Origin of the sequence: Leptospira yasudae, assembly GCF_003545925.1 — a bacterium.
Classification (GTDB): domain Bacteria; phylum Spirochaetota; class Leptospiria; order Leptospirales; family Leptospiraceae; genus Leptospira; species Leptospira yasudae.
On the sequence record NZ_QHCU01000005.1, the window covers coordinates 200,091 to 217,466 of the forward strand.

Here is a 17,376-nt window from a genome sequence, read left to right on the forward strand (position 1 = left end):
TTCCTCTATTGCGGCAACGGAAACACCGTATCGCAAATCTTCCCAAAATACAGTTTCGGAAATTCGATCGGCTTTCCCGTTTCAAAACCGGAAAAACGGATTTTATAATCGCGGAAAAAGACTTCGTTCGGAAATTCCGGGGGAGTCGTTTCGAGAAGTCCTCCGCCGACCAGGATCGGATTTGCTCCGTTTTTTAATGCGACGTGGATCGTAAACAGATCCGCTTCTCCGTGCGCCCAATAGAGCTGATCCTGATCGAAGGAATCCCGAGATACGATCGTGATCTCCGCGGTTTTGGGAGAATTCTTCGGAGTTTCCGGAAGAAAAATCGTAAAGCTAAACGGCGTTTTGCGGGGAAGAGGCGGATTCGGATAACGGTGCGTTAGACAGCCTTCGACCTGGAACGGAAGAGAAGCCTGCTCTGCGCTCAGAGTAGAAGTGAAAAAAGACAATCGTCCTGCCCGGAACGGATCGGCGTGGTCGAAGGGCTTGGATCGACTCGAAGGTGATTCGAATTTTAGAATATTCTTCTGCACTTCCTTGATCAACGCAAGTTCGGAAGAGCGAACTCTTCGATTGTAAACTTCCAGCGGCTCCAAATTCAATCGAGGAATCCAGAACAACCAATACAGAAGGATCGGAACGCCGATCGACGCGAGAATCTGAATGAGGAAAAATCGGTTGTTGCAGATCCAAGAAAGAAGTTCACCGCTTCCGAACGATAAAGATGCGCTTGGAATCGGTGTGGATATTTCTTCCGAGCTGAAAATCGATCTTGCGGTTTCCTGCGGATCGGAAGGCGACGAACCGGAATTCGAATCGGAACTAGAATTCTCCGGCTTAAAAGTGTTGAGCCTTCCTCCCAAAAAAATTCCGCAAAACGCGAAAAAGGGAAGAACCACCTCGTCGTCCAAAAGATAACACTGAAAGAATCCGGCCGGAAACAGACTTAAAATTCCGATCGCCAAAATCGGAATTCCTTGTATGGAAGAATAATCGGAACGAAAGAAGTTCGAGAACATTCTTCCCCAAAACAGAAGAAACAATAAGGCCGCAAAAATCCCTCCGGTCGTAAAAAAATGCAGAAGATCGTTGTGCGCGTGTCCTCTCGGAGTGATATAGAGTTCATACCAAAGTTGTTCGTTCGCTTGAATCATCTTTGCGGATTCTTTCCAATGGGAATCCTTATAGTTTCCTCCGCCGACTCCCGCGAACCAATTTTCCCGAAGCAAGGGAATCGTGTTTTTATAGATGTAATACCGTTGATTCTCCGTATTATGAACTTCGAATATTTGTGAGATCGATCTTTGAATCAGCCAATTGTTTCGGAATAAAGTTCCCGCCGAGATCAAAACGCCGAATAAAACGAGTCCGGCAGCAATTCTTGAACGCAAGGAAATTTGCGGGAGATTCTTTCGGATCGCAAAGGTTCCTTTTAGCAGAAGAAGGAGCAACGTCACAAAAACTCCGAGCCAAACCGATCGGCTCTGGTTGAAAAATAAGATTCCGAATCCTGCAAAGACCAAAAGGGTTTTGAGAAACAGCGTAAAATCGCGTTTCCTTTTTACGGACTGAAACCAATCCACGAAAAGTCCGGGTAAGAAGATTCCCAAAAGGCCGCCGAACGTCAGGTGCGTGTTCATCATTCCGATGGGGAGATAGAGTTTGATCGGACCGATGTTTCCCGAAAAATGCTGAAGTCGATCTCCGGGCACGTATTTAAATCCGTTGGCGACAAACTTTCCGATTCGTACTTCGGAAAACAAACTGATGCAACCCAACAGAATCGCGATCGATGCCGATGCGAATAGAAATCGTTTTAAAACGATTTGATTCTTTTCCTGGGAAGCCACCAGAAACGAAGCGGGAAACAAAAGAAGCATCCAAAAATCTCCGAACTCGGATCGTTTTAGAAACTTTTGAAAGAAGGGGGAAAACCGATCCGCGTGCCAAAGAGAAGAGAAAAAAAGACAAAGATAAATTCCGAAAAAAAGCAAAAACGGAATTCGAATTCGTTTCCAGGTTTTACCGGATTCAGAGTCGAGAAAGAACAGGGGAGTTGCGGACGCGATCGTAAGCCCTCCGAAAATCTGAGAGACGCTGACGGATTGAGGAAAGCTCAAAAGAAACAATCCAAGTGAAACCAAGGACAGAGTTTTGAGTCCGTTTGTGATCCGTTCTTTCAATTGAATGCCCCCGAAGATCGTTTCATTTTCCCTTAAAAAAACCAATGACAGAGAAAGAATTCATTCTACCATTAGAAAAAAGAACCGGTTCCGGGAATCAATCGAACAGATGGGAAAATCAATTCCAGCAAAGAAAAAGAAAGCACAAAAAAAAACGGAAGCTCCTTCCGCTCCGACGGGAAAAAAACTTTCGGTAGCCATCATCACTTACAACGAAGAACGCAACATCGGAGATTGTATCCGTTCCTGTCTCGACATAGCCGATGAGATCGTCGTCTTAGATTCGATCAGCACGGACTCCACCGAAACGATTTCCAAGTCCTTTCCTTCCGTCCGGTTTTACAAACAAAAGTTCAAAGGACATATCGAGCAGAAGAACGACGCGATCGCTCTTTGCAAATACGACTGGATTCTTTCTTTGGACGCGGACGAACGCGTTTCACCGGAACTGAAGAATTCGATTCTTACTTTCAAACAAAAACCGGACGACGGTGATCTGAACGGGCTTCAGATTTCCCGTCTGACCTTTCATATGGGAAGATTTATCCGTTACGGCGGTTGGTATCCTCAGTATCGATATCGCATCTTCCGCAAAGGTCAGGCCGTTTGGGTCGGCGAAAATCCTCACGATTATATCAGCATAGAAGGAAACGGAAGCAAGATTCACGGCGACATCATTCATTACAGTTTTATGGATCTCGCCCATCAAGTGAACACGATCAATCAGTTCTCCTCGATCGTAGCCTACACGAGACAAAGAAAGGGAAAGAAGTTTTCCGTTCTCCGAACGATCTACAAACCCTTTTCCAAGTTTGTGGAAACGTATTTTTTCAAGTTCGGATTTTTGGACGGGTTTCCCGGTTGGGTTATCGCGGTTTCCTCGGCGTATTCCACATTCTTAAAGGACGCGAAACAGTACGAACTTCAGAAAGGGATCACGGAACGGCCCTCCAACGTAAAATCAAGTTATGGCAAGTAAGTCGTTTTTCGCAAAACTCCTTTCCTTTTTTCGAAGAAAGAAACGGAAGAAAGGCTCCGGAGAAGAAGAAACCCCTCCGGTTCGAGAAAGTTACGGTTACAAACGAGAACTCGCCGAGTTGCGGGAAAAGGCGGATCGTTTTTTCGTAACCCGAAAGAAAACCGGCGGTCTCGTTCACGAAACGAAATATTATAAACTTCTAAAGAACGGTCCGAAACTTTTCCGTCTCGAAGGAAAGGAAAAATCCGGAAGGGAATATTCCCTCGTCGTTTCGACCGGAAATTTTCTGAGCCTGCAAGGGGAAAAGATTTCCGGAGTCGTTGTGATTCCAGAAGCGGAGTTGAACCGAATTCTTTCCTACGAACATTCCGACTTAAAAAGCGTATTCTCCCGATTTCAACCCGAAGGAATCGACGAGGATCTGAAAATTTTATACGGAGAATCCGCTTCTTCCCAAGAAACGTGGAAGGACTTTTACAACTGGGAACCGTTTTGGAAGCAGCAGATTTTTATTCGTCTGAAACCGAGTATCGTGAGCGTGCTTCTTGTGTATATGGGGCCGGAGTTCGAACAGTTTTTTCAGTCTAACTCTACAAAAAGGCTCAAGAGCATCGTATCGGACGAACTTTATTTTTTAAACGTGAGCGGAAATCAAAAGGAGAATTCTCCGTATACGGAAAATCTTTCCTTACAGGATTTCGAAAAAGCAAAGAAGGAATTTTTTCAAGTACTCGAACAGATCCGTAAAAAAAGAGGAAGCAATTAGATGGATATTAAGGAAATCGCTCTCGGGCAGATCCGGGATTCCGTAGCCACCAAACAGAAATTAATCGATACGATTTTGGACGATATTACCAAGGCGGGAGAAATCGTTTCCAAGGTTTTACAAACGGGAAACACCGTCTTTCTCTGCGGAAACGGAGGTTCTTCCTGCGACGCGTCGCATATCGCGGCGGAACTCGTGGTTCGATACAAATCCGGAAACGAAAGAAAGGCTTTGCCGGCTCTTTCCCTTTCCGCGGATTCAGCGGTGTTGACCGCTTGTTCGAACGACTACGGATACGAAGACGTATTCGCGAGACAGATCGAAGCTTTCGGAAAAAAAGGCGATCTGCTCATCGGACTTTCCACGAGCGGAAATTCCAAAAACGTTTTGCTCGCGTTGGAAAAGGCGAAAACGAGGGGAGTGAAAACCATATCGTTGTTAGGCGGGGACGGCGGAAAGATGAAGAATCTTTCCGATCTGGACGTGATCGTTCCGAGCAACGTGACCGCGAGAATCCAGGAATCCCATATTTTAATCGGACATATCCTGTGCAGCATCGTGGAATACAATCTGTTCAAGATGGAATGACGCCGATTCGTGACTTCTCCCGTAATTGAAATTTCCAATCTGAAGGTTTCGACGCCGGGCCATCATATTCTCAAAGGAATCGATTTCACTTTAAAATCGGGAGAGGTTCATTGCATCGTCGGCGAATCCGGAAGCGGTAAGTCTACGTTCGCATCCTGTCTTTTGGGAATGACGGAAAAGGAACTCTTTCAAAGGTCCGATCGTTTTTCGTTGTTAGGTCAGGACGCGCGGTATCTCACCGAGCGGGAATGGCGGATTCTCCGTGGAAAAAAAATCGCTCTGGTTCCGCAGAATCCGATCTGGGGATTTCATCCGTATCGAAAGACCGGTTCGCAGATGATCGAAGCGTTTTCTCTGACCAATCCTTCCGTCGCTCATAAGAAGAAAATTTTACCTCTCCTCGACTCGATCCAGATTCACGATCCTGAAAAAGCCTTTGAATCTCTGCCCGGTCATCTTTCCGGAGGAGAAAGACAAAGAATTCTGATCCTATTGGCGGTTTACTCCGGCGCTCAAATTGTAGTCGCCGACGAACCCACGGCCGCTCTCGACTCGATCAGCGAGGTAGAAGTCCTCAAACTTCTTCTAAAATTTAGAAAGGAAAAGGGACTTTCCCTCATTTTTATCACGCACGAAATCTCCATCGTCCGCGCCATAGCCGATACTATAAGTATCCTCTATCAGGGAGAATGGGCCGAGGTTCTGACAAGACCGCAAAGCGGAGAATGGAAACTCCGTTCCGCTTACGGAAAAAAACTGTTTGAACAGGGAAGCTGATCTGAAAGAATACGAGTGCGAACGATGGGTTATGCGGTTCTTCTAACACTGATTTTATGTTTCACGCCGCTTTGGGCGCAGAAGTCTCCGTTTATCATGGAAGACGCGGACTCTTCTTCCTTTCCGTCGATTCAACTTTCGATCCGAGACAAAAAGCAGTTTCCTTTGGAACGGGAGAATTTTCTGATCCGCGAATCCAGAGGATCGGAAACGCGCACCGTTCTCAGACCGAAAGTTTTCCGCAGAGAAGGAAGCCGCCCCGTACATTCCGTTTTTCTAATTCAATCCGGAACTTCTCTGGAAGAAAACAACTTCAACACCCGTTTTTTGCAGAAGGTAGTGCAGGCTTCCGGAGAGGAAGACCATTTCAGTTTTATCTTTTTTTCGGACGATCTGCTCGTTGTAGAAAAGGACTTGGATCGCCAAGCCGCTCTCGTAAAAGCCCGCGTTCCGGGTTCTCTCAGCAACCGCAATACGGGAACGAACCTCGATCTAGTATTCCAAAAAGTGAATGCGATTTTAACGAGAGAATCGTATCTTTCCCTGCTCGTTTCCGATGGAGATTATAAACTTCCTCCGGGACTCAGACAAGGTTTGTCCACATCCGGTCTTCCCTTGCAGGTGATCGGCCGACGCAATTTTTCCAACTTCGAACTCGTTCGGATTTACGGCGGAGAATTCTACGATGTGGAATCTCAGGATTTTCTTTCTAAGTTTTTAACGGATCTCGAATACTTTCACAAACATCCCGCGGAGATTCAGTACGATTCTCCCTTTCAAAACGATTTTTGGAAAGGAGAAGGGGATTTTATTCGGGGAGACTGGGAATCTTCCAAGGGCGGAAAATTCACCTACACATACAAACCCGGAGTCGGCAAACAACTTCGGTTCGTATTTTTGAGCCCCGGTGTATTTTTACCCACGATCGGATTTCTGCTCATTCTTACTTTGATCGGTCTTTTGCTTTTGTTCCGTAAGGAGCGCGACTCGGACGAACCTTCCGACCCAAGCGGCGGAGAAGCGGAACGCCGCTTTCACGCGAGAGGGGAAGAACGGGAAGTTTATCAACGAATGTACGGGGATCAGTTTCATTCTACCCCGTACGCGAATCCGGAGGGTGTGTATGTTTCCCGTTCCCTGCCGGTAAGCGAAACCGAGTTCGACGCGGCCGAAGCCTACGATCTTGCGACTCTGATTCAAAAAGAAGGACGTTCTCCCGGTAAACAGGTTCCGATCCGTAAGTCGGAAACCACACTCGGCAACGGAGAATTTTCGGACGTCCAAGTCGCGGACCCGGGTGTCAGCAAGCTGCACGCAAGAATCCGCAAGATCAAAAACCGTTTCGTTTTATACGATCTGATTTCCGACGGAGGAACATATCTGAACGGAAAGAAAATTCTCAGGCCCCGCGTATTGTATGATTTCGACGAGATCAGCCTCGGCAAAACGGTGTACGTTTTTCGCGCCCGTTAGAATTTTCAATCTTCCAATTTCATTCTCCATCGCTTAAAATAGATCCGGGTAGACGAAAAGACCCGATTTCCCAACGATGGAAATACGACGGATGTCTTTTCTCAATTTCGAGAAACAAATCCAATCCACAAATTCCGAAAGAACTTCTTTCGGGGAGAATTAGAATCCAATGAAGACAATGTTCGAAAAAATCTGGGAAGACCATCTGGTTGGAGAACTGGATGCGGGATCGTATTTAATTTATATCGATCGTCATCTCATTCACGAAGTTACAAGCCCCCAGGCATTCGAAGGACTCAAACTCGCGGGCAGAAAGGTCCGCCGTCCCGAGGCGACTTTCGCCACCATGGATCATAACGTATCCACCCGCACTCGGGATCTCAGCCTCGCCGATCCGATTTCGGCGATTCAGATGCAGACTCTAAAAAAGAACTGCGATGAAAACGGAATTCGTCTTTATGACTTTCAAAACCCCGATCAAGGGATCATTCACGTAATCGCTCCCGAAATGGGACTTACGCATCCGGGGATGACGATCGTATGCGGAGATTCTCATACGTCGACTCACGGAGCGTTCGGCGCGCTTGCGTTCGGAATCGGAACCAGCGAAGTGGAACACGTTCTCGCGACTCAGACCCTCGTTCAAAAAAGAGCGAAGACGATGGAGATCCGTGTGGACGGAAAACTTTCCGACAAGGTGACCGCAAAGGATATCATCCTCGCGATCATCGGTAAGATCGGGACCGCCGGAGCGACCGGGTATGTGATCGAGTATCGCGGTTCCGCGATCCAAGCCCTCAGCATGGAAGCGAGAATGACGATCTGCAACATGTCGATCGAAGCCGGTGCAAGAGCGGGACTCATCGCTCCGGATGAAACCACATTCAATTATATCAAAGGAAAAGATTTCGCACCGAAGGGAGCGGAATGGGATCTCGCGGTGAAGAAGTGGAAACACTACGTGACCGACGAAGGCGCGAAGTTCGACACGACCGTTGTTCTTCATGCGGACGAGATCGCACCGATGGTGACTTGGGGAACTTCTCCGAGCCAAGTCGTATCCGTCAAAGGAACGGTTCCCAGTCCGAGCGACGCGACCGATCCGATCGACAAGATCGGAATCGAATCCGCTCTCAAATATATGGGTTTAAAGCCGGGTGAGAAGATCGAAGACATCACGATCAATAAAGTTTTTATCGGTTCCTGCACCAATTCCAGAATCGAAGACTTGAGAGCCGCAGCCGCGACGATCAAAGGAAAACAAGTTTCTTCCAAAGTGCAAGCGATCGTGGTTCCTGGTTCGGGAAGAGTCAAACGGCAAGCGGAACAGGAAGGTCTGGATAAGATCTTTACCGCGGCCGGTTTTGAATGGAGAAACCCGGGTTGTTCCATGTGTCTCGCGATGAACGACGACGTATTGGAACCGGGCGACCGTTGTGCTTCCACTTCGAACAGAAACTTCGAAGGGCGTCAAGGGAAGGGAGGAAGAACCCATCTCGTAGGACCGGAAATGGCCGCAGCCGCAGCAGTGGAAGGCCGTTTTGTGGACATTCGCAACTGGAAATAAGAAAGGGCAGACGAAGAATACTATGAAAGCATTTACAATCTTAAACGGCGTCGCGGCATTACTCGATAGACCGAACGTCGACACGGATCAGATCATTCCGAAACAATTCTTAAGAAAGATCGAACGCACCGGATTCGGAGTTCATCTCTTTCATGACTGGAGATATTTGGACGACGCGGGAACAAAACCGAATCCCGACTTCTCCCTCAATCAGGAACGATACAAAGGCGCTTCCGTTCTCGTTACCAGAGACAACTTCGGATGCGGCTCTTCCCGAGAACACGCACCTTGGGCGTTGGAAGACTACGGGTTTCGTTCGATCATCGCTCCGTCCTACGCGGACATCTTTTTCAACAACTGCTTTAAAAACGGAATGCTTCCGGTGATTCTCAAGTCCGAGGAAGTGGAAGAACTTTTTCAGGCTGTTTCGTCTAACGTTGGTGCAAAAATCCAGATCGATCTGGACAAACAAACCGTTACCGGACCGACCGGAAAAGTATACTCTTTCGAGGTGGATTCTTTTCGAAAATACTGTCTTTACAACGGACTCGACGATATCGGTCTGACCTTGAAACAGGAAAGTAAGATCGGGGAGTTTGAAAAAAAGCAGAAAGAAGTTGAACCTTGGTTGTACGCTATATAATTCTGCCGAAAACCTATGTTTGATGAAATATCCCGTTCGATAGACGAGTTCGGAAATAGTTTCCTAGGCGCGCTGAACAACATTCAGAAATCTTTTGGACGGGAGCTCAGCGTAGCAAAACCCGTAAAAGAAACGATTCTTCAGATGATCGGAAACACTCCGCTCATCCGATTGAATCAAATCGGTTCTCATATCCCCAACGTGGAATTCTATCTCAAAGCGGAATTCTGCAATCCTACCGGTTCCGTAAAAGACAGAACCGCGTTGTCCATGCTTCTTTCGTCGGAAAGAAGGGGAGAATTAAGACCCGGAGGACAAGTGATCCAGCCGGGATACAACACGACCGCGATCAGTCTCGCTTGGATCTGCACGATTCGTCAGTATAAGTTTCGTTGCCTCGTTGCGAGCGATACCGATCCGCAAAAGATCAAGGATTTGCAGACCTTCGGCGCGCACGTAGACATCGTTCCGGAAGCGAAAGGAAACTGGGACGACGCACTTTTAAGAAAAGCGAAAGAACTCAAAGAGAAAGAAAAGAACACAGTCATTCTAAACGAATACAAGGATATGGCAAATACCAACGCCCATTATCTTTTTACCGGACCCGAAATCTGGAGAGATCTGAGCGGAAACGTGGACGCATTCGTTGCGGGCGGCGGTTCCGGCGGATCGATATCCGGTGTCGGAAGATTTTTAAAATCGAAGAAGTCTTCCGTGCGGGTGATCATGGGCGTCAGCCAAAAATCCAGATTTATCCGTAAGATGGTGCAGCACGAATCCGGAATTCATTTACCCGAGTCCTTTGATCCGAAGATCGTAGACGAATACGTCGGAGTGGATCGGGAACAAGCGCTTTTATATCAATCCGATCTCTATCAAAAGGAAGGAATCTTCGCTGGACAAACCACGGGAACGACTCTTGCGAGCGCGATCCGGTTTGCGGAAGGACTTCCTACAAGAGACGATCAAAAATCACAGGTCTACCGAATCGTAGTCCTTTCTCCGGACCGGTTTTGAAGGAACAAAAATTCTCCGATTCCCTCGCGGAGTTGGAGTTCGTTCGAACCGAGCTGGAGCGTGAAAAAAAGGAAGAGGATTCCCTCTTTTCCAAGGACTGGCTTTCGCGTCCCTTGCAGGACCGAGTTCAACTCGGAATCACTTTATATCCTCTTGTCTATGAAGAACAATCTCTCGGAAGGGAAGGGAGTTGGATTCTAACCTTTCGTTTTCCAGATCAGGAAGAATACCCCGCCAAGTTTCAATCCGGTGCGCCCGTACAAATCGGAAAGAACGAGGATCGGGTTCGAGCTATATTAGTTTCTTTGCATAAAGAAAGAATCCGGATCGCGATCGACGAGGTTCCCGAATGGGCGGAAGAAGGAAAGTGCTTTCTGGATCTTTTGCCGGACGAAACTTCTTATAAGGAAATGTTTTCCGCGTTAGACGCCCTATCCGTAGCGACCAAGGGAACGCGTTTGTACGTAAATCGAGAGTTGCTGCTCGGCTACGGAAAGCCCGATCCGATCTCGCTTCGAGACGGGGATCGTTCCCGCGTTTTGGGAAGAATGTCGGGAGCTTTGAACGATTCCCAAAAAAACGCCGCGCTCCACGCGGTTCTTTCCGAGGACGTGACGATCATCCACGGTCCTCCGGGGACCGGAAAAACGACCACGTTAACCGAAATTGTGAGTCAAATCGTTGCGGAAGAGAAGAAGGTTCTCGTTTCCGCACCGACGCATTCCGCTTGCGATCTGTTGGTGGAATCGATTTCGGAGCGGGGAATTCCGGTTCTGCGTCTCGGGCATCCAGCCCGAATCAGCGAAGCCGCTCTTCATACGACCCTCGACTACAAACTCTTTCATCATCCCGACGGAAAATTGTTAAGCGAATACAGAAGGGATGTCATCGAAATTTCCAAACAGGCAAAGAAGTTCAAACGCAACTTCGGTGAAAAGGAAAGGGAAGAACGAAAGAATCTGTTTGCGGAAGTCAAAGAACTCAAGAAAACGATCCGATCCATGGAAAAAGGATTGGTGGACAGTTTGATTTCTTCTCATTCCGTGATCGTTTCCACTCCTGTCGCGTCCGCAAAAACGGTTCTGGAAGGAAGGAACTTCGACTTTTGCGTGTTAGACGAATCTTCACAAGCGCTCGAACCTGCGGCGTGGATTCCGATCCTGAAATCGGATCGTGTGATCTTGGCGGGAGATCACAAACAGCTTCCACCGACCTTGTTTTCGGAAAAGAATTCTCTCGAACTGACTCTTTTTGAAAAGGCTGCGGAACGATTGAAAACTTCCGGTCGCGTATTTTTGCTCGATACGCAATATCGAATGAAGGACGAGATCGCCGCGTTTCCTTCTCGCGAATTTTATGGGAATGAGTTGCGATCGGGTCGTCCGGAAGAGGAGCGAAGCTCCGCGTTTCCGGAAACATTCCCTTTTTTGAATGCGTTTCAGTGGATCGATACGGCCGGAACCGATAGCGAAGAAATCGCGGTCGACGACAGTCTTACCAATCCGTTCGAAGCGGACCTTCAGGTTCGCCTCTGTGAGTCGCTCAAGGAAAACGACTGGCTCGAAGAGGAGATTACGATTCTTTCCCCTTATCGAGCGCAGGTTCGATTGATATCCGAAAAATTGAAAGAGGCCGGTTTTACCAAGATTGGCGTATCCACGATCGATTCGTTTCAAGGACGGGAGAATCGTTGTATTCTTCTCGGGTTTGTTCGTTCCAATGCGGAAGGCCGCTCCGGTTTTTTAAAAGAATCCAGGAGGATTAACGTCGGAATGACTCGGGCACGCGATCTGCTTTTGTGCATCGGGGATAGTTCTACTTTGTCCGAAGATCCGTTTTTATCGAAACTCATTCAATTTGCGGAAGAAAAGGAAGTGTTCCGAACGGCATGGGAATTTCGCGATCCATAGAGAGCGAAATTGCCAGCGAGTAACGGAGTGTCAACGAGCGGCTTTCAGCGTAGCTGAAAATCGAAGGCTCTTTGCGAAGCAAAGATCATTAACAGAACCCAGAACGCGATCCTTAGAGAGCGTTCTGCTGGGTTTTTAAAACATCAAAGGTTCCGACAGGAAAGCCGGATTTCACTTTACAAAAGTAGAATTTTCTGATAGAGGAAAATCTCCCGAGGTTTTCCCGCAAACCCGCCTCCACCACCCAATTCGGGTAGGGACGCGCCCTTTCACGGAAGACTTTGTCGGAACTCGGCTACCACTTTAGGATATTCTTAAATACGAAAAAGCCGAAAAAGAACAATCCTAAACTCGTCACAACGTGTGAAACAAGAATGTGAAACGAGGATTGATCCGAACAAACGAACTTCAAGCTAAAGTTCGCAAGCGCCAAGCTAAACACGGAAAGAATCGCCGCCGCCAAGACGGGATTTCCCGGTTTGCCGTCTTTCAAAACGTAAATTCCGCTCCCCGCCAGAAGAATACTGGAAAGAAAAAGAATCGACCAGCAACGGCCGACATGCGTATGAATTTCATGATTTGCGAATACGTCCCAAGCGAACAATCCCACCGAATATACAATCCACAAAAACGCGAGAAGAAGAGGAATCCGTGCCGACTTTGAAAAGGATTCTTCCGGAAAACGAAGTTGGGATAGGATCCAAAACGAATACGATGCGATGAGAGCGATCCATAAGAAATCCGGAAACAAGGAAGGAATATGAACGAAACGACTGGTAACCGGATGTAAAGAAAGAAGAAATAAAACGAGTAGAACTGCAAGGACCGGACCTAAAATCGCGAACCAATTCCATGCGCTTCGCCGTGCAGGAGTTTCCGCCGCTATTCTTTGAATCAAGGATTCGGTTGTTTCTTCTTTGCGAGTCATTTATTTACGTCTATCTTCGGAAATTTTCCAATTTTCAAGAATGGTTGGACAATAAATTCTTCCCATTGCAAACTGGAAGGAATCGATTTCAGCTCGTAGTCAACGCATTCCAAATCGAAGGACCGTTTGTTTTACTATTCGAAGGTTCTAAGCAGTTAGTTACATGTCAGCTAAAAAAGAAATCTGGGAAGAATGTTCCGTTCTCATTCGCAAGGCACGGGAAGGAGATCAGAGTTCCTATGAAAAATTCTTACGGCTCGTAACGGGGATTCTACGGTCCTATCTCATACCCAGAATCAGCAACGCCGAAGACAGGGAAGATCTGGTTCAGGAAATTTTAATCGGACTTCACAAAGCCCGCGATTCTTACCGGGAGGACCGTCATCCGGCTCCTTGGGTTTTCGCCATCGCACGTTACAAAACCATCGATTATCTCAGAAAGAAAAAAGTCGGAGACCGGACGTTCACCACGGACAACTTAGAATTCTTCGCTTCCCCCGAACCGGTGGAGGAAGAAGAACCGGAAAAGGCCCGCGAAATTTTGAGGGAATGGCTGAACATACTCGACGAAAGGCAAAAGCAGATTCTCACTCATCTGAAACTGGATGGGATGAGCGTTCGCGAAGTTTCGGAACGGACCGGACTTTCCGAATCGAACATCAAGGTCATCACGCACAGAGCGGTTCAAAAGATTCGAAAGCATTTTTCACTCGATCTTTGACAAAGTCGTTCTTCCAAGAGTCCAAGGAAATAGCATGTCTTCCCCGTCACAGACCGATATCCGAGTCGAATTCTTAGATTCGATCGTTTCGATTTCCAAGGAAGAATGGAACGCAATTTCCGATCCCAAAAGTCCCTTTTTAGAATACGATTTTTTACGATCCCTCGAAGTTTCTCGCTGCATCGGATCAACCACGGCTTGGGTTCCTAAATACTGCGTTCTTTGGAAAGAAGGTCGATTTTCCGCGGCGATCCCATTCTTTCTCAAATTCGATTCCTACGGAGAATACATCTTCGACTTTCAGTGGGCGCAATTCTTCGCACAATCCGGGCTCAAATATTATCCGAAAGGTCTCGTCGCGGTTCCGTTCACTCCGGCGACCGGAAAAAGAATTCTTCATAAAGAAAGCCTCGGCTTACAGGAAGTCTGCTCGCATCTGATACCCGCGCTGCTGCAATTCGGAGAAGAAGAGGGACTTTCCGGAATCAATTTTTTATTTCTGGAAAAGGAAGAATCCGAGGCGCTTGCCGAATACGGGTTTGCAACAAGGCTTTCCCACCAGTATCATTGGATCAACGGGGATTACTCGAGCTTTGAGGACTATCTCGGAGCGATGAAATCCAAAAAGAGGATGCAGATCAAACGGGAAAGAGAGATCGTAAAAGGCTACGGACTGGAAATCCGCGTCCTCGAAGGAAGCCAAATCCAAAGATCGGATATGGACGCGATCTGGAGTTTTTATTCCGACACGCATTCGCGGAAATGGGGATCGGCCTATTTAAACCGAAAGTTTTTCGACTCCGCATTCGATACGTTTTTGGATCGAATCGTTCTGGTATTAGCTTACAAAGAAGGAAAGGCCGTAGCGGGAACATTCAATCTTCGTAAAGGAGATTTTCTCTACGGCCGGTATTGGGGCTGCACGGAATATTATTCTCACCTTCATTTTGAATGTTGTTTTTATCGATTGATCGACTATGCGATCCGGGAAAAAATCCGCGTCTTCGAAGCCGGGGCTCAGGGAGAACATAAATTTCTGCGCGGATTTCCGGCGGTTCCGACCTATAGTTCGCATCGGATTTTTCATCCTCAGGCCCGAAATGCGATTGAACGTTTCCTGAAAGAAGAAAGACTGCACATGCAGGAAATGATCCAGGAAACCAACGAACATTCTCCCTTGAAGGAAATACAAACGACGTCCTTCTTTTCAAACGGCGCGCAAAACGATCCTAGGAGCCTGGATCTATGAGCGAAATATTCCGATTCGACACAGAGGAACAAACCCTCACTAAAGAGAAGGTCAAACTCAAACGTCCTTCCAAATACAGAGTCATCATACTCAACGACGATTTTACTCCGATGGAATTCGTCGTATGGATCTTACAAGTCGTCTTTCATAGAAGCCGGGCGGAAAGCCAACAGATCATGCTGAAAGCTCATATCACGGGAAAAGCGTTATGCGGCGTTTACTCGCACGACGTGGCGAGAACCAAGGTCATACAAGTTCAACAAATCGCGGAACAACACGGATATCCGCTCCACTGTACGATGGAAGTGGAGGAAGGAGAGGAGGAATCATGATTCTCACGGAAGAAATGGAACGCACTTTAAAAAAGGCTTGGGAAGAAGCCAAAAAAAGAAGAAACGAATTCATCACGCTCGAACATATTCTTCTCGCATTGACGTATGATTCGGTCGGCAAGGAAGTTCTCGAAGCCTGCGGAGCCGATATCGAGCGTCTTCGAAAGGATTTGATCGGTTATCTGGAAAGCGAACTCGAAGCCTTTCCCGAATCTTCCGGCGACGTGGACCCGATTTATACGATCGGCGTACAACACGTTTTGCAGCTCGCGGAGTTTCACGTTCAATCCACAAGAAACAAAAAGATGGATGCAGGCGACGTTCTTGCGGCCTTGTTCCGCGAAGATCAATCCAACGCGGTATATTTTTTAGGAACCCAGGATATTACCCGTCTCGACATCGTTCGTTATATCTCTCACGGAATTCGGAAGGATTCCAAAAACAGGGAAAAGGAAATGATCGGCGAGGACGGTGAAAAGATCTCCGATCCTTTGCAAGCGTTCTGCGTGGATCTGACCGCAAAAGCAAGGGAAGGAAAACTCGATCCTATGGTGGGACGAGAAGACGAACTCGATCGTACCATTCACATTCTATGTAGAAGAAGAAAGAACAATCCGATCTTTGTGGGCGAGGCAGGAGTCGGAAAGACTTCCATCGTGGAAGGACTTGCACAAAGAGTCGTGGACGGAAAAGTTCCGGAACCATTGAAGAACTTGAAAGTATATTCTCTGGATATGGGACTTCTTCTTGCGGGAACCAAGTTTCGGGGAGAATTCGAAGAACGTCTGAAAAACGTCGTCACGCAGATTACTGCTCAGGAAGATCACGTTCTCTTCATCGACGAGATTCATACGATCATCGGAGCGGGCGCGGTTTCCGGAGGTTCGTTGGACGCGTCCAACTTGCTCAAACCCGCTCTTTCCAGCGGAGAACTTCGTTGTATCGGAACGACGACCTATAAAGAGTTCAAAACTATATTCGAAAAAGATCATGCACTTTCGAGAAGATTCCAAAAGGTGGAAGTGGGCGAACCTTCCATCTCCGAAACGGTGGAAATTCTCAAAGGGCTTTTGGAAAAATACGAAAGCTTTCATAAGGTAAAGTATTCGGCTTCGGCGGTGGAACAAGCGGCCGAGTTATCGGCTCGTTACATTCTCGACCGAAAACTTCCCGATAAAGCCATCGATCTTTTGGACGAAGCGGGTGCGCGCGTTCGACTCCGGGAAGGCGGTAAGAAAACGGTAACCGTCCGTGAAATCGAGGACCTCGTTTCTAAAATCGCAAAGGTTCCTTCTGTTACCGTCAAAGCGGACGACCGAGAAAAACTCAAAAACCTCGACGAAGAATTAAAGGCAAAAATTTACGGGCAGGACGCGGCGATCGATCAATTGGTTCAATCGATTCGATTGTCCCGAAGCGGACTTGCGGAACCGGGAAAACCTGTCGGTTCTTTTCTGTTCGCGGGACCTACGGGCGTCGGTAAAACGGAGCTGACTCGAAAGCTTGCGGAGATTCTCGGCGTAGAACTCGTTCGTTTTGATATGAGCGAGTATATGGAAAAACATACCGTATCGCGTTTGATCGGTTCTCCTCCGGGTTACGTCGGTTTCGAACAAGGCGGACAGCTGACCGATGCGATTTATCGAAATCCGCATTGTGTGCTTCTTCTCGACGAGATCGAAAAGGCGCACGAGGATATCTACAACATTCTTCTGCAGATCATGGATCATGCGACTCTTACGGATAACAACGGAAGAAAATCCGATTTCCGTCAGGTGATTCTCGTGATGACGACCAACACGGGCGCTCGGGAACGTTCCACGAATCCGGTCGGTTTTGGAAACGACGTTTTGGAAGATAGAAGTATGAAGGCGATCGAGAAACAATTTTCTCCCGAGTTCAGAAACCGTCTGACCGCGGTCATAGAATTCTCCGCTTTGAATCAGGAAAATGTAACCAAAGTAGTTGCAAAACAGCTTGCCCTTTTGCAGGAACGTCTGAATTCTAAACAAATCGAATTGGAGTTTCAGGACGATGTGTTGGTTTACATCGCCGATCAGGCTTATACTCCGGAGTTCGGCGCAAGACCCGTTCAGAGATGGATCGATACGCATATCTCGAAACGGATTTCCGAAGAGATTCTTTTCGGTGCGCTTAAGTCGGGTGGAAAGGCGAAACTGATAGCCGGTAAGGATGGAATTGAAATGGAATTCTCCACCGGTAAAAAATCCTAAACAACA

General features: G+C 47.5%; 15 protein-coding genes. 13 read left to right on the top strand and 2 right to left on the bottom strand.

What is annotated here, in order from left to right; all coding sequences use genetic code 11:
• Positions 1 to 5: 5 nt before the first annotated feature.
• Positions 6 to 2,186 carry an O-antigen ligase family protein gene (locus DLM76_RS15190; RefSeq protein ID WP_118965847.1) on the bottom strand — a complete coding sequence of 727 codons (2,181 nt, stop codon included), beginning with the start codon at positions 2,184 to 2,186 and terminating at the stop codon, positions 6 to 8.
• A gap of 109 nt (positions 2,187 to 2,295) precedes the next feature.
• On the opposite strand from DLM76_RS15190, the gene DLM76_RS15195 reads away from it, so the two are divergent.
• The 9 genes from DLM76_RS15195 (at position 2,296) to DLM76_RS15240 (ending at position 11,906) form a co-directional block, all read left to right on the top strand.
• On the top strand, positions 2,296 to 3,165 hold the full coding sequence (locus DLM76_RS15195) for a glycosyltransferase family 2 protein (RefSeq protein WP_118965848.1): 870 nt from the start codon (positions 2,296 to 2,298) through the stop codon (positions 3,163 to 3,165).
• Entirely contained in the window at positions 3,155 to 3,931 is a 777-nt protein-coding gene (locus DLM76_RS15200; protein ID WP_118965721.1) for an LBBP_01157 family protein, read from the top strand. The genes DLM76_RS15195 and DLM76_RS15200 overlap by 11 nt, the downstream gene beginning before the upstream one ends.
• Complete coding sequence (gene gmhA, locus DLM76_RS15205; protein ID WP_118956693.1) at positions 3,932 to 4,519, top strand: D-sedoheptulose 7-phosphate isomerase; 588 nt, start codon at positions 3,932 to 3,934, stop codon at positions 4,517 to 4,519.
• 9 nt (positions 4,520 to 4,528) lie between these two features.
• On the top strand, positions 4,529 to 5,296 hold the full coding sequence (locus tag DLM76_RS15210; protein WP_118965722.1) for an ATP-binding cassette domain-containing protein: 768 nt from the start codon (positions 4,529 to 4,531) through the stop codon (positions 5,294 to 5,296).
• Between the two features lie 24 nt (positions 5,297 to 5,320).
• The gene (locus tag DLM76_RS15215; protein WP_118956691.1) at positions 5,321 to 6,769 is read left to right on the top strand and encodes an FHA domain-containing protein; all 1,449 of its coding nucleotides are present in this window, start codon (positions 5,321 to 5,323) and stop codon (positions 6,767 to 6,769) included.
• Between the two features lie 169 nt (positions 6,770 to 6,938).
• Positions 6,939 to 8,336, top strand: a complete 1,398-nt coding sequence (gene leuC, locus DLM76_RS15225) for a 3-isopropylmalate dehydratase large subunit (protein ID WP_118956689.1) — start codon at positions 6,939 to 6,941, stop codon at positions 8,334 to 8,336.
• 22 nt (positions 8,337 to 8,358) lie between these two features.
• Positions 8,359 to 8,979, top strand: coding sequence for a 3-isopropylmalate dehydratase small subunit (gene leuD, locus DLM76_RS15230; RefSeq protein WP_118956688.1), 621 nt, complete (start codon positions 8,359 to 8,361; stop codon positions 8,977 to 8,979).
• A 15-nt stretch (positions 8,980 to 8,994) separates the two neighbouring features.
• The gene (locus DLM76_RS15235) at positions 8,995 to 9,996 is read left to right on the top strand and encodes a PLP-dependent cysteine synthase family protein (protein WP_118965723.1); all 1,002 of its coding nucleotides are present in this window, start codon (positions 8,995 to 8,997) and stop codon (positions 9,994 to 9,996) included.
• Positions 9,993 to 11,906: an AAA domain-containing protein gene (locus DLM76_RS15240; RefSeq protein WP_118965724.1), complete on the top strand. Its 1,914-nt coding sequence runs from the start codon at positions 9,993 to 9,995 to the stop codon at positions 11,904 to 11,906. Before DLM76_RS15235 ends, DLM76_RS15240 begins: the two co-directional genes overlap by 4 nt.
• Positions 11,907 to 12,201: 295 nt before the next feature.
• Here DLM76_RS15240 and DLM76_RS15245 read toward each other — a convergent pair whose 3' ends face one another.
• Positions 12,202 to 12,834 carry an NrsF family protein gene (locus DLM76_RS15245; protein WP_118956685.1) on the bottom strand — a complete coding sequence of 211 codons (633 nt, stop codon included), beginning with the start codon at positions 12,832 to 12,834 and terminating at the stop codon, positions 12,202 to 12,204.
• Between the two features lie 163 nt (positions 12,835 to 12,997).
• Between DLM76_RS15245 and DLM76_RS15250 the strand changes: the two genes are divergently transcribed.
• The 4 genes from DLM76_RS15250 to clpA are packed head-to-tail and all read left to right on the top strand — an operon-like array spanning position 12,998 to position 17,370.
• Positions 12,998 to 13,555: an RNA polymerase sigma factor gene (locus DLM76_RS15250; RefSeq protein ID WP_118956684.1), complete on the top strand. Its 558-nt coding sequence runs from the start codon at positions 12,998 to 13,000 to the stop codon at positions 13,553 to 13,555.
• A 34-nt stretch (positions 13,556 to 13,589) separates the two neighbouring features.
• On the top strand, positions 13,590 to 14,804 hold the full coding sequence (locus DLM76_RS15255) for a GNAT family N-acetyltransferase (protein ID WP_118965725.1): 1,215 nt from the start codon (positions 13,590 to 13,592) through the stop codon (positions 14,802 to 14,804).
• Positions 14,801 to 15,136, top strand: coding sequence for an ATP-dependent Clp protease adapter ClpS (gene clpS / locus DLM76_RS15260; protein ID WP_118956682.1), 336 nt, complete (start codon positions 14,801 to 14,803; stop codon positions 15,134 to 15,136). Before DLM76_RS15255 ends, clpS begins: the two co-directional genes overlap by 4 nt.
• Positions 15,133 to 17,370, top strand: a complete 2,238-nt coding sequence (gene clpA, locus DLM76_RS15265) for an ATP-dependent Clp protease ATP-binding subunit ClpA (RefSeq protein WP_118965726.1) — start codon at positions 15,133 to 15,135, stop codon at positions 17,368 to 17,370. The genes clpS and clpA overlap by 4 nt, the downstream gene beginning before the upstream one ends.
• Positions 17,371 to 17,376: the final 6 nt, after the last annotated feature.